Source organism: Micromonospora sp. NPDC050980 (assembly GCF_040653835.1).
Lineage (GTDB): Bacteria > Actinomycetota > Actinomycetes > Mycobacteriales > Micromonosporaceae > Micromonospora.
In genome coordinates this window covers 43,129-55,899 of sequence record NZ_JBFAGS010000011.1, presented here as the reverse complement: position 1 = coordinate 55,899, position 12,771 = coordinate 43,129, and the positions used below count along the sequence as shown (strand labels likewise).

At 74.7% G+C, this 12,771-nt stretch carries 12 protein-coding genes and 1 pseudogene; 5 read left to right on the top strand and 8 right to left on the bottom strand.

Translation table 11 applies throughout. From position 1 onward, the window contains the following. The first annotated feature begins 46 nt into the window (after nt 1-46). Entirely contained in the window at nt 47-658 is a 612-nt protein-coding gene (locus AB0H28_RS18260; protein ID WP_358041049.1) for a hypothetical protein, read from the top strand. On the opposite strand, the gene AB0H28_RS18255 is transcribed toward AB0H28_RS18260, so the two are convergent. The 3 genes from AB0H28_RS18255 to AB0H28_RS18245 form a co-directional block, all read right to left on the bottom strand. Beyond that, nucleotides 626-1,030 (bottom strand): hypothetical protein, encoded by a 405-nt coding sequence (locus AB0H28_RS18255; protein ID WP_358041046.1) that lies wholly within the window; start codon nt 1,028-1,030, stop codon nt 626-628. The two genes, AB0H28_RS18260 and AB0H28_RS18255, sit on opposite strands and share 33 nt — an antisense overlap. Nucleotides 1,031-1,181: 151 nt before the next feature. Beyond that, a complete protein-coding gene (locus AB0H28_RS18250; RefSeq protein ID WP_358041044.1) occupies nt 1,182-1,403 on the bottom strand; it encodes a DUF397 domain-containing protein in 222 nt (73 codons plus the stop codon). After that, complete coding sequence (locus AB0H28_RS18245; RefSeq protein WP_358041041.1) at nt 1,373-2,254, bottom strand: helix-turn-helix transcriptional regulator; 882 nt, start codon at nt 2,252-2,254, stop codon at nt 1,373-1,375. Before AB0H28_RS18245 ends, AB0H28_RS18250 begins: the two co-directional genes overlap by 31 nt. Before the next feature lie 547 nt (nt 2,255-2,801). Between AB0H28_RS18245 and AB0H28_RS18240 the strand changes: the two genes are divergently transcribed. Next, entirely contained in the window at nt 2,802-3,089 is a 288-nt protein-coding gene (locus AB0H28_RS18240) for a hypothetical protein (protein ID WP_358041038.1), read from the top strand. A 98-nt stretch (nt 3,090-3,187) separates the two neighbouring features. Then, a complete protein-coding gene (locus tag AB0H28_RS18235) occupies nt 3,188-3,613 on the top strand; it encodes a hypothetical protein (RefSeq protein WP_358041035.1) in 426 nt (141 codons plus the stop codon). Between the two features lie 3 nt (nt 3,614-3,616). Here the strand turns inward: AB0H28_RS18235 and AB0H28_RS18230 are convergent, their stop codons facing one another. Both AB0H28_RS18230 and AB0H28_RS18225 read right to left on the bottom strand, forming a co-directional pair. Continuing rightward, nucleotides 3,617-4,468 (bottom strand): PASTA domain-containing protein, encoded by an 852-nt coding sequence (locus tag AB0H28_RS18230; RefSeq protein ID WP_358041032.1) that lies wholly within the window; start codon nt 4,466-4,468, stop codon nt 3,617-3,619. A 114-nt stretch (nt 4,469-4,582) separates the two neighbouring features. After that, a complete protein-coding gene (locus tag AB0H28_RS18225; RefSeq protein ID WP_358041029.1) occupies nt 4,583-5,299 on the bottom strand; it encodes a PASTA domain-containing protein in 717 nt (238 codons plus the stop codon). A gap of 92 nt (nt 5,300-5,391) precedes the next feature. On the opposite strand from AB0H28_RS18225, the pseudogene AB0H28_RS18220 reads away from it, so the two are divergent. Further along, a pseudogene (locus AB0H28_RS18220) lies at nt 5,392-6,264 on the top strand (hypothetical protein); the annotation flags it as partial. Nucleotides 6,265-7,084: 820 nt separating this feature from the next. Here AB0H28_RS18220 and AB0H28_RS18215 read toward each other — a convergent pair. After that, nucleotides 7,085-8,563 (bottom strand): glutamate--cysteine ligase, encoded by a 1,479-nt coding sequence (locus AB0H28_RS18215; protein WP_358041026.1) that lies wholly within the window; start codon nt 8,561-8,563, stop codon nt 7,085-7,087. A gap of 255 nt (nt 8,564-8,818) precedes the next feature. Beyond that, nucleotides 8,819-9,400 carry a YceI family protein gene (locus AB0H28_RS18210; RefSeq protein ID WP_358041023.1) on the bottom strand — a complete coding sequence of 194 codons (582 nt, stop codon included), beginning with the start codon at nt 9,398-9,400 and terminating at the stop codon, nt 8,819-8,821. A 101-nt stretch (nt 9,401-9,501) separates the two neighbouring features. Here AB0H28_RS18210 and AB0H28_RS18205 point away from each other — a divergent pair, with 101 nt between their 5' ends. Further along, on the top strand, nt 9,502-9,996 hold the full coding sequence (locus tag AB0H28_RS18205) for a MarR family transcriptional regulator (protein WP_358041020.1): 495 nt from the start codon (nt 9,502-9,504) through the stop codon (nt 9,994-9,996). Between the two features lie 215 nt (nt 9,997-10,211). Here AB0H28_RS18205 and AB0H28_RS18200 read toward each other — a convergent pair whose 3' ends face one another. Further along, nucleotides 10,212-12,761 carry a helix-turn-helix domain-containing protein gene (locus AB0H28_RS18200; RefSeq protein ID WP_358041017.1) on the bottom strand — a complete coding sequence of 850 codons (2,550 nt, stop codon included), beginning with the start codon at nt 12,759-12,761 and terminating at the stop codon, nt 10,212-10,214. Between the last annotated feature and the right edge of the window lie 10 nt (nt 12,762-12,771).

Here is a 12,771-nt window from a genome sequence, read left to right as displayed (position 1 = left end):
TGCCGCCCCGGATTCGACGCGCGTCGAACTGGGCAAGGCTGGGGGCATGGATGACCGTCTCGCCGTGCTGCTCCCCGTCGCCGCCGTCTGGCTGGCCGCCGCCCTCGTGGCGGAGGGCCTGCCCGGGCTGGACCGCGCCCGGGCGCTGCGCCGGCGCACCGGATGGTTGTCCGCCCTGGTGCTGACCGGCCTCGCGCTCACCGCAGCGGCCCTGGCCGCGGGTCTGCAGAGCGCCGGGGACACCGCACTGGACCGGGCTGTCGCCGGGCTCGCCGTCGCGGCGGTCCCGGCCACGCTCGTCGCCGGCTGCACGGTACGCCGGGTACGGCGGCTGCGTGCCGGCGCGGGCGCCTTCGCCACGGCGCCGCAAACACCGGCCCCGCACGGGCTGCGGGCAGCCGCCGCGCACCCGCTGATCGCGCTTCCGCTGCACGCGACCGCGCTCGCGATGCTCGCGGCGGTGCTGCCGGCCGTCGGGCTCGACCTGTTCGCCGCGCCCGGCGTGGCCGGGCCGGCGATCACCGTCGCGGTGCTCGGCGTCGCCGCGATCGGGGTACGCCACGCGCTGCGGCACAACCGGCTCGCCGAGCGGGCGATGCCGCCGGGCGGGGCGGTGCCGGCGGTGTCAGCGCGTCCGGCCGGCGCCCTGCACGTATAGCAGTTCCAGGATCGCCCGGGTCGCCTCGAACCATCGGTCCAGCCAGCCGGGCGGGGGGACGCTGCCCTTCGGCGGCAACTCCAGCAGCAGGCCGCGCAGCAGCGGATGGTCCACCAGGGACTCCTGCTGCTCCATCGGCCACCCGCTGGGCGGGAAGGACGGCTCGGTGAGCGGGTTCGGGTCGAGCGAGGGCAGGGAGAGCGCCGGGGCGGCCTGCTCCGGCGTCCCGGCGTCCCGGCCGGGGAGGTCCTCGCCGTCGCCGGACACCACCTCGGTCAGGACGGTGTCCCGGCGTGCCCCGCGATATTTGCCACCGAACCGTTCGGGCTTGCCCGGACCGTTGGTGAGGTTCTCTGAACCGATCGTCGTCATCCGTATCGCCTGCCTCGTTCGGTTGCCGATCCGTGCGGTTCAACGAGGCGGGACGGAACTGGCGACGGGTCGCGGGCTCCGGTGGTGCGGGTGATGGAAACGGTCCCGCCCGGCGACGCTGCCGGGCGGGACCGTGCTCCGATGGTGCCGATCAGCTCCGGCCGAAGGCCTGGCCCCTGGCGCCGACGACGAAGGCGTGCCAGTCACCCGGGGCGAAGACCAGGGCCGGGCCGGCCTTGTCCTTCGAGTCCCGGACGCCGACCGCCCCGGTCACATAAGCGACCTCCACACAGTTGTCGCAGTTCGGCCCGCTCTTCGAGCTCTTGAACCACGTCGCCTGCGTCAGGTCCACGGGGAACTCCTTGGTCGCCATTTCCACAGCGGCTCCTCTGCCAGTTTCGCGATGTGTGCGACGGACTCCTCCGGTCGTATGGCCGCTGCTCGAATGTGATCGAAGATGAAGCTGTACTTCTGCAGTTCGTCGCTCTTCTCCAGGAAGAGCCCACCCGTGGCGTTCTCCGCGTACACGACATCCGGATCACTCGGTTCGGGGAAGCTGAGGATCGTGAAGGTCCCGTCCATGCCGGCGTGCGCACCCACCTCGAAGGGCAGGACCTGCACCGTCACGTTCGGCAGTTCGGCCACCTCCACCAGCCGCTTGAGCTGACCACGCATCACCGCGTCGCCGCCAACCGGCCGGCTCAGCACCGCCTCATCGAGCACCACCCACAGATCGACCGGATCGTCCTGGGTCAACAACGACTGACGGCCCAGTCGGACACGCACCCGTTGGTCGATCTGTTCGGCGGTGAAGTCCGGCCGGGCGGCGCGGATCATCGCCCCGGCGTACTCCTCGGTCTCCAACAGGCCCGGCACCACCTGCTGCTCGTACGCCCGGATCGAGCTGGCCGCGGCCTCCAGGCCGACGTACGCGCCGACCAGCACCGTGCTGTACGGGTGCCACCAGCCCTTCTGCCGCGCCTCGCGGGCAATCTGCACCAGCTCGTCGCTCTCCGCGCCGACCACCCCGTAGATGCGGAGCATGTCCCGCACGTCGCGGGGCGTCGCCGTGGTGTGCCCGGTCTCGATCCGGGAGACCTTGGACGCCGAGCACTCCAGTTGCTCGGCGACCGCCTCGATCGTGATGCCGGCGGCTTCCCGCTGGCGGCGGAGTTCGGCCCCGAGGCGGCGTCGGCGGATGGTCGGGCTGCGCCGTTCGCTCACGAGCACTCCCTCGATTCGCGGCTGCGGGAGCCGGCGGGCAAGCGTTCGCGGCGGGGGTGGTGCCGGTCGTCGACCGGCCGCGACGGACGAAACCGGCGTCCAGTGTGCCGCCCCGACGCCTGAGGCTTCAAGCGTCCCGTTCACGTGTCCCGCTCACCTATCGGGCAAAAGTCGAGGTGCAACTTGCATGTCGCACGTCGCTGATGCACTCTGTCCGTATGGCACGGGTTACTCACCGTCTTCGCTTGATCTCCGGGCGTGGTGACACCACGGTTCGTGGGACGGCCGGAGGGGAGCCGTCCCGCGCCGCGAGACCTGCCCCGGGATGAAGACCCCGCCGCTGCACGCCGGCCGGCTGCGGCGGCGGGAGCGGTAACCGGGAGCAGCCGGGTGATGGTCGGGTGACGGTTCGCCACCGCGGGTACGGCCCGACCAGCACCGACCCACCGAAGTCGGTCCACGAGGCAGAACCCCCGTCACCCGGACCGCATCCGACCCCGTTCCGCCCCGCCGGCCACCGGGCCGGCCGAACCTCCCAGGAGCCCATGTGCTTCCCCGCTCCGGTGACGTACTGCACGTGACGCGCGCGGCGAGTGTCCAGTTCCTCCGACCGATCATGTTCCGGGTGATCCGGGTGCTCGACTGGCCGACCTACGACGGTTGGCTCTGGCTCGACGGCTACGAGTTGAACGCGGCGGGGGACGCGGTCAACCGGCGGTCGATCTTCGTACAGCAGGAGGGACTGCGGCAGGTCCAGGCCGCGCCGGTCCCTCGTCAGCACACCGTCCGCACGGCCCGGCGGCCGATCGCACGGAACCCGGTCCGGGTGGGCTGACCTCACGATTCCCGGCCGGACGGGCGTGCCGTCGCCATAGAATCGGTACGCCCACCCCGGCACGTTCCACCCCGCGCGCCCCGGACCCTGAACCAGGGATGGTCATGGTCAATCTGCCCGCCGCGCGGCGGCGTCACCGGTCCCGCATCGGCTACGCCCTCGGGCTATTCGTGTTCCTCGGGGTCGCGACCGCCCTCGCACTGGTGGTCCGTCACCCGGCCTTCTCCGCCACCCAGCAGCTGGCCGAGCCCGTACCCGCTCCGGAGATCACCGTGGCCGAGGAACACGCCCGCTCAGGCGTCGAGGCGGCAGCGGACGACGACGAACCGGCGGCCGACGAAGCCGAGGCGACACCCACGCCCGGCACGGCGGGTGCAGGTGCCGGTGCCGGTGCGGACGCCCTCGCCGATCGCCCCACCGAACCGGCCGAACCGGGCCGGTCACTGTTCTACACCGGGCTGCTCGGGCTCGCCATCTCGTTGGCCGGACTCGGCCTGGTCGGCACCCGCCGCCGCCAGTGGTGACGGTCAGGGCGTCGCGGTGACGGTCGGCGCGGAACCTGGCGTGGTCGCCGCGGTCGTCGGCGCACCGGTGCTGGGCTCCGCCGGCTCGGCCACCACGACCGTGACCCGCTCGCCCTCGCCCACCGAATAACCGGCCTCGGGATCCGTGGCGATCACCGTGCCGGCCGGGCGGTCCGACGGCCGGCGCTGCACCCGGTAGTCGATGCCGAGCCGCTCCAGCGCCGCCCGGGCCGCCGACTCCGGAAGCCCCACCAGCGGGGGCATCGGCACCTCCGCCGCCGCCGTGGTCGGCGCGGCGCTCGACGGTGAACTGCTCGGCGACGCGCTGGTCGGCGCGGCACTCGTCGGCGCGGAGGTGCTCGGCACCGCCGACGGTGACGGACCCGGACCGGAGTCGCGATCCGCGGCGCGCAGCGCCAGCCACACACCGGCCGCGATCAACCCGATCAGGATCAGCGCGAGGACGCCCAGCAGGATCGGCATCCACCAGCGGCGGCCCGCCTGCTCGTCGCCGTACCACTCGGTGCCCGGCTCCGGATAGCCCGCCGGCCGCGGCGGCGGCACCCCGGCCCGCCCCGACCAGGCCCCACCGACCGGCTCCTGCCGGCTGGTGGCGTCGAGGGGCCGCGACGCGCCGCCGGACAGCGGCCGGGTGGCGTCGTCGCCCGCACCGCTGGGCCGGATCCGCGTCTCGTCGCCACCGCGGTCGCCCGGCATCGCCTGCGTGGCGTCCGCACCACCGGCCGCGTCCCGAGGCATCGCCCGGGTCGCGTCCGCGTCGGCGTCGGCGTCCCGAGGCATCGCCCGGGTCGCGTCCGCGTCGTCGGCCGGATGCTCCTGACGGTCGTCGCTCATGGCACACGTCCTCCCACCCGGGACGGGCACGCGGCCCTCGGACGTCCAACGGTAACGGGCTCCGACCACGCCCGCGCGGATCAGCGCGCCGGCCCGGACGGTCGGGGCGTACCGTCAGGGTGCCGGCAGCTCGGCGGCGGTCGGCGGGCCGGACGGCGTCGTGCCGCAGACCAGCGTGACCTGATCGTTCCAATGGGCGCTGCCCCCGACGACCGGTTCCTGCGCGGTGACCACCCCCTGCCGGCCGGTGCGGTAACGGGGGTAGAGCCCCGCCTCCACCAGTTCGTCGGCCGCGTCCGAACAGGGCCGGCCACCCAGGTCCGGCACGGTGACCGCCGGCGCCGGGCCGGCGACCCAGACCGTGACGGTGACGCCGCGCCTGACCGGCGTGCCGGGCCGCGGCGACGTGCGTTCCACGGTCCGGCCCGAGCCACCGCCGAACACCAGCCGCCAGCCGAGGCGGCGGTCGCGCAACTCCTGCCGTGCCCGCTCGAAGTCGGCCCCCACCAGCTCCGGCACCGTGAGCCCGGCCGGAGCGGTCGACGGCGTACCGGTCGGGCGGTCCTCGCCCGGCCGTGCCTCGGTGGGCGCGGCCCGGGTCGGCGTCACCTCGGCGGGACGGGACGAGGGCGCGGGCGGCGGTGGCGCGGCCCCGGGCGAGGCGGCCGGCCGGTCCGGCTCACCGGCCAGCACCCAACCCCCGCCGGCGCCGATCACCGCCAGCAGGACCACCGCCAGGCCGCCGCCGAGGAGCAGCTTGGTCCGGCCCGGACCGGCCTCGTCGCGTACCGGCTGCCGATCGTCCGTCATCACGTCCACCGCCTCAGTCACCGGCGACCGTAGCCGGTGTCGCCAAGCCGTTCACGCCCGCCCGGACACGTCACGACTCGCCGGGCCGACCTCGGGACGCTACGCTGCCCGGCATGGCCAGACGGGGCTGGGGAGGATCGACCGCCGCCGCGCTCGGCGTGGCTGCCGGCGCGGGCGCCGCGCAGCTCGGCTTCGGCTACGGGCTCGGCATCATCAACTGGGCGCCCACCGGCGCCGTACGGGCCGAGTCGGCCTGGGTGGCGAGTCTCGCCTGGGCCACCTGGATCGCCGCGACCTCGGTAGTCGTCGGCGCGGTCTGCGCCCAGCGCCTGCGCGGCGGTGACGAACCGGTCCGCGCGCTGCCGCGGCTCGGGCTCGCACTCGCCGCCGGTGTCGGGGCGCTGGTCACCGTGCTGCTGGTGGCGGTGCCGGCACGGGCGGCCCGGGTGCCCGACACCAGCGCGCCGCAGACCGTCGCCGCCGCGTACGCGACCGCGGGCCTGGTGCTCGGCGTACTGCTGGCGACCTGGGCGCTGCACACCCGCGCCGCCGCCAACAACCTGCTCGCCACCACCGGCTGGCTCTGGCTGCTCGCCGTGGTGTCGGTGGTGGACGGGGTGCTCTCCGGCCGGGGCCTGACCACCGCCCAGCTCGGCATCTGGCAGATCAGCGCGGACAGCGCCCGGTTCTGGATCCGTGACTACTTCTACTGGCCGGGAGCGCTGCTCTCACTGGGCTCCGCCCTGCTGATCGGAGTGCTGGCCGCCCGACGCGCGGCCCGCACACCGCTGGCACGCGTCGGCGCGACCGCTTCCGGCGCGGCCGGTCCGCTGCTGGTCGCGCTGGCCTACCTGCTGGCCGTGCCGCGGCTGGCCGGGATCGCCGCCGAGCAGATGTCGGCCCACCTGATCGCCCCGTACGCGGTGATCGCCGGCCTGGGCGGCTCGGTCCTGGTGGCCGCCCTGGCACAGCGCGCCGACCGGCGGGCCGCCGACCGTCCCGCGACGGCCGTTGCCGACCGCCGCGGCGAGGAATCGGCGCCGACCGGTGAGGAACCCGCGTCGGCCCGGCTGGCACCGGGGCCGGCCGGTGAGGAAGCCGGGGCGGCCCGGGTGGACCCGGGGCCGGCCGGTGAGGAGCCGATGGCCGGCGGGCCGGCGGAGCCGGCCGGGGCGGCGACGACACCGGCCGGGCGGTTCTTCCGCCGCAAGGCCGGGTCGCGCACATCGTCTGCCGGGAACCGGCCGGGTGACGGGACCGGGCCGGGCGACGTAGCCGCTTCCGCCGGGACGACGACTGAGGCGTCGGATCCCGCCGGCGCGGGCGGCCGTGGCCCGGTGGCGACGCCGGGCTCAGACCGCGGAGCGGTGACCGACTCCGGTCGCGAGGTGATGCCGGGCCCGGGGCGGAACGCGGTGCCGGACCCGGGCCGCGAGGCGACCTCGGACCCGGGTCGCGACGGGGTGACCGACTCGGGTGACGGCGCGACGTCGGCGGGGGGAGAGGCGGCGACGCCGAGCCGGGCCGGGCGGACCGCCGGCGGGCAGTCCGAGCCGTCGGATGGTGCCGCGCGGACGGCCGCCGCGCGTCGGAGCCGGCCGGTTCCCCAGCAGCGGCAGCCGGACGACGCTCCGCCTGTCGACACCGGCGATCGTCCCGCCGCCGACGACGCGGCGGCCGGGGACGCGACGGCCGCGCCGCCCACCGGGCCGAAGCCACGCCGCCGCACTCGCTGATCCCGGCGCACGTGTTGAGCGGGGCACCCTTCTATACCGGAGGCGTTAAGCGGGGGCCCCTCCTTACACCTCAGTCGACGGGCCAGGTGTGGACGGGCTCGTTGGTGCGCTGAAGTTCGGCGTAGCGCTGGACCATGTGGTGCAGCGCCGCCGTCCGGTCCAGGCCACGGTGCCGCTCGGCCGCCCACACCGTCTCGGTCTGCCAGACCGCGCCGTTGCGCCCGGTGCGGCAGCGGCCCTCGATCACACCCAGCAGGCGGTCCCGCTCGACCGGGGCGACGCCGAACCGGTCCAGCCCCAGCGCGGCCACCGGAAGCAGCGTGTCGAGCACGAGCCTGGTGACCGGCACCTCGCCGAGTCGGGGCCAGTGCAGCACCGCGTCGATGCCGCGCCGGGCGGCGGCGTGAAAGTTCTCCTCGGCGGAGCTGAACGTGAGCTGGCTCCAGATGGGGCGGTCCGCCTCGGCGAGGCCGCGGGCGAGGCCGAAGTAGAGCGCGGCGTTGGCGAGCATGTCCACCACCGTCGGGCCGGCGGGCAGCACCCGGTTCTCCACCCGCAGGTGCGGGCGGTCGTTCATGATGTCGTAGACCGGGCGGTTCCAGCGGTAGACGGTGCCGTTGTGCAGCCGCAGCTCACCGAGCTGTGGCACGCCGCCGGCGTGCAGCACCTCGACCGGGTCCTCCTCCTCGCAGATCGGCAGCAGCGGAGGGAAGTAGCGGACGTTCTCCTCGAACAGGTCGAAGATCGAGGTGATCCAGCGCTCGCCGAACCAGACCCTCGGGCGTACGCCCTGGGCCTTCAACTCGTCCGGCCGGGTGTCGGTGGCCTGCTCGAACAGCGCGATCCGGGTCTCCGCCCAGAGCTGGCGGCCGTAGAGGAACGGCGAGTTGGCGCCGACGGCGACCTGGACGCCGGCGATCGCCTGCGAGGCGTTCCAGTGGTCGGCGAAGCTGTCCGGCGCGACCTGGAGGTGGAACTGGAGGCTGGTGCAGGCGGCCTCCGGCGCGATCGAGTCGGTGTGCGTACGAAGCCGCTCGACGCCGTTGATGTCCAGCTCGATGTCCTCGCCGCGGGCGCCGACGATCTGGTCGTTGAGCACCCGGTAGCGCTCGTCGGTGGACAGGTTGTCGGCGACCAGGTGGCGCTCGGTGAGGGTGGGCAGGATGCCGACCATCATGATGGTGGCGTCGGACTTGGCGGCCCGCTCGTCGGCGCGGCTGAGGCTGCTGCGCAGATCCTGCTCGTAGTCGGTGAAGCCGGTGCCCTCGATCAGCCGGGGCGACGCGTTGAGTTCGAGGTTGAACCGGCCCAGCTCGGTCTGGAACAGCGGATCGGCGATGTCGGCCAGGATCTGGTCGTTGCGCATGGCCGGCTCGGCCGCGGCGTCGACCAGGTTCAACTCGATCTCCAGCCCGGTCATCGGCCGGTCGGCGTCGAAGCCGAAGTCGTCAAGCATCAGTGCGAAGACGTCCAGGCACCGACGGACCTTCTGCCGGTAGCGGACCCGATCCTCGCGGGAGAAGGCGCCCTGCTCGACGTCCCTGCCCATGTGCCCTCCCGGCGCCGGCGCGGCGGAATCGTTGACGTTCCGCAACGCATTGTGAACCATCCACGCGATCTGCGTAAATGCGTCCGGCCCTTGGGTAGCGCGGGTCGGGCGCAGGTCTGCACCTGTACCCCGTCACCGCCTGGCGCAGCACAGGTAACCGGCGAACAACACGTGACAATTCGCACGGCCGGCGGATGCGGGGACGGGCCCGCACCGTCGGGTTCGACGGTGCGGGCCCGTGGCCCCGGCGACGGCTCAGCCCTGGCGGATGGCCTCACCCTCGATCTCGATCTTGACCTTGCGGCCGACCAGGACGCCACCGGTCTCCAGTGCGACGTTCCAGGTCAGGCCGAAGTCCTCCCGGTCGATCTCGGTGTGCGCGGAGAAACCGAAGATGTCCTGCCCGAACGGGCTGCGGCCGACGCCCTCGAACTCGACCTGAAGGTCCACCGGACGGGTAACGCCCTTGATCGTCAGCTCGCCGGCGAGCACGAACTCGTTGCCCTCGCGGGACTTCACGCCGGTGCTGCGGAACTCCAGCGTGGGGAACTGCTCGGCGTCGAGGAACTCCGGGCTGCGCAGGTGCCCGTCGCGGTCCGCCTGGGCGGTGTTGATGCTGGCGGCCTGGATGGTGGCCGTGACCGTGGACCGGAGCGGGTCGTCGGTGACGGTGACGGTGGCGGTGGCGTCCGCGAACTCACCGCGTACCTTGCTGACCATCATGTGCCGCGCGACGAAGCCGACCCGCTTGTGCGCGGCGTCCAAGAGGTAGGTGCCGGGGGCCGGGATGGTGAGACCCTCCCAGTCGCGGGTAGTCGCCTCGGTGCTGCTGGTCATGATGCGCTCCTCCGGAGAAGATTGTTTAGTAGCCCAACGGCTGACTGAGCAACTATAGCTAGAGCAATATTCCCTCTGTCAAGTGTTGCTAGGATGGTGGCGTGGACCAGAACGTGTTCGACGACCCCCGGATCACCGCCGTCGGCCTCCTCTACGAGGCGCAGGCCGGGCTGGCTGCCCGGTTTGCCACCCAGTTCGAGGAGCACGGGCTCTCCCCGGTCGAGTTCGAGGTGCTCACCCGGCTCGCCCGCTCACCCAACAACCAACTGCGGATGACCGACCTCGCGGCGCAGACCTCGCTGTCCACCAGCGGCGTCACCCGGGTGGTCGACCGGATGGAACGCGACGGCCTGATCCGCCGCCGGGCCTGCCCCTCCGACCGGCGCAGTTCCTTCGCGGTGGTGACCGCCGCGGGCCTCGATCGGCTGGACGAGACCCTTCCGGGTCACCTGAAGATCATCGAGCAGTGGTTCACCGGTCAGCTCGCGCCGGCTCAGCTCGACGGGCTCCTGGACGGGCTGCGCCGGGTCCGGGACGCGGTGCATCCGGGCGCCACCGCCGGCAGCACCGAGCCGCCCGGAAGCCCCGCCTGCTGAGCCGAAAACCGCTACCGGCGGGTCACCGGCAGAACGACCGGCAGAACCGCCCGACGGCAGGAACAGAAGGCGACAAGAGCGGACGAAACGCCCGGACTCCTGGATAGGCTGCCGGGAGCGGGGGGCACCGGGGGGTGCTGGCGCGAGCGTGGAGCGAGGGGCAGCATCAGGGGGCTTCCTCGCTCGCGCCACCCCCGCGCCCCATCACCCGCGCTTCACCGCCGCCGTGCGCGTTCCCGCTGCGCCACCAGGGAGTAGAGCAGGTCCTCCTCCCGGGGCAGCAGACCGACACCGGTCACCTGCCGCGCACGGTCCAGCCGATCCAACACGGCCGCGTCACCGGTGCTCGCCGCCAGCCCCACCAGTGCCTCCACCAGATCCCGCCGGTCCGCGCCGCCGGCCGCGGCCTCGGCCGCCGCCGCGAACCACTCCGCCGCCAGCTCCCGGTCCCCCCGGTTCAACGCCACCTGGCCCTCGATCAGCGCGCGGAGGGCGTCCTCGGTGTGGGCGTCCCGCGCCGTCCCCGGCAGGTCCCACCGCTCGGCGGCCGGCGGGCGGCGCGGGCCCGGCACCGGGTGGGACGGCCACAGCTCGGCCACCACCGCGAGGGCCTCGTCGTCCCGCCCGTGCAGCGCGAGCGCCAGCCCGACGCCGCCGATCGTCCGGCGACGCCGGCCCGGATCGCCCAGCTCGACGAGCGCGGCTGCCGCCCGCCGTCCCTGCTCGGCCGCCTCCGCGTAGCGGCCCTCCAGCCGGGTGAGTTCGGCCAGGTCCGCCCGCGCCAGCAGGCGGAGCCGCTGGTCACCGCACTGCGCGGCCAACCGGTCGACGGTGGCCAGCCGCCGCCGGCCGGCGGCCAACTCCCCCACGCGTACGTCGTGCCAGGTCAGATGGTGCTGGGCGACCGCCATCTCGCGCACCCGGCCATGCCGGGTGGCCAGCGCCAGCGCCGCGTCGGCCTGCTCCCGGGCTTCGTCGTGTGCGCCGAGCCCACGCAGCACCGCGCAGAGCACCGAGCGGGCGGACAGCTCCCCGGTCACGTCGCCGGCCTCGGCGAAGGTGGCCAGCGCGGCACGCGCCGCCGGCAGTTCCTCCGGCCCCGCCCCGTGCTCGGCGGCCAACCGGGCCGAGCCCAGCAGCGCCCAGGCCCGCAGCACCGGCGGCGCCCCGGCGGTACGCGGGTCGGCCAGCAGCCGGCGCAGCCACCGGCGACCCGAGACGTCCCGCCCCCGCAGCCGCCACCACCGGGGCAGCGCGGCGGCCAGCAGCAACGCGATCGCCGGCGCATCCTCGGCGGCGTACGCCAGCGCGGCGCTGATGTCGCCGGTCGCCTCGTCGAGCAGGTGCACGGTCCCCGGCAGTTCCACGCCGACCAGGCCCGGGGCGGTGCGCCGGACCAACCCGGCGATCACCGAGGCGTGTCGCAGCCGGATGCCCGCCGTCTCCAACTCCAACTCGGCCTGCTCGGCCGCGAAGTCCCGGACCGCGTCCAGCAGCCGGAACCGGAACGGGCCGGTGCCCCGGACGCTGAGCAGGCCCAACTCGCGCAGCCGGTCCAGCAGCGGCACCGCGTCCCACCGCCGGTCGCCCTCGGCGAGCAGTTCCTCGGCCAGCTCGACCGACCAGCGGTTGCGGAACGCCGACAGCCGGCGCAACGCGGCACGGTCGGCGGGGGCGAGCAGGTGGTAGCTGGTCGCCACCGCCTCGCGCAACGTCACCGTGCCGGCGGCCGGGCCGGCCGGCTCCCACCCGGGGCGCACGCCCGCCAGGTCGAGAACGCGATCGCCGTACCGGTCCAGCAGCTCGGTGACGTCGAGGATGCGCCCCCGCGCGGCCATCAGCTCGATGGCCAGAGGGAGGCCGCCGAGGCGGCGGACCAGCGCGGCGAGCGCCGGCAGCTCGGCCCGGTCGGGCGGCGCGTGCCGGGCCTGGGTGAACCGGGCGGCGAAGAGCGCCGCGGCGGGCCAGCGGTCCAGCTCGGCCCGGTCCGCCGGCCGCACGTCGGCCGGCGGCACGTCGAGCGGCGCCACCGGCCGGACCACCTCACCGGGAAGCCCGACCGGCCGCCGGCCGGTCACCAGCACCCGCAGGCTCGGCGCGGCGTCGATCAGGGACCGCAGCGCCTCGGCCACCGGCCCGGGCGCCCGGTCCACGGCGTCGACGAGCAGGAGCGCCGGCCGGCCGGCGAGCCGGCACGGGAGGTCGGCGAGGCGGCTCAGGCCGAACACCGACGTGCAGGCGGCGAGCACGTCAGCGGCGTCCGAGCCCTCGCCGACCAGCACCCCGGCCACGCCAGCCGGATGACGCGCCGCGACCGCGTGGGCGACGGTGAGCGCGAGCGCGGTCTTGCCGACGCCGGCCAGCCCGACCAGGCTCACCACCGGATGCGCGTCGAGCAGGGCGGACACCTCGACCAGGTCGCGCTCCCGGCCGAGCAGCGGCTGGGGTTGGGGCAGGGCGATCGGCGTACCCGGATCGGGCGCGGCCTCGGTCGGGACGGAGGCCGGGGCGGGCCGGGCGGTGGCGACGAACTGCCGCCGCGAGGAGCCGGTCAGGCCGAGCGCGTCGGCGAGCAGGTCGACGGTGGTGCGTTGGGGCCGGGTCGCCCGGCCCCGCTCCAGATCGCGGACGGTCCGCACTCCCACGCCCGCCCGGCCGGCCAACTCGACCTGGGTCAGGCCGGCGACGAGCCGGTGCCCACGCAACAGATCGGACAGCGGTGTCCGGCCACCCGGGCCCCGCGGACGATCATGATCGGGAGTCATGGGGACGAAG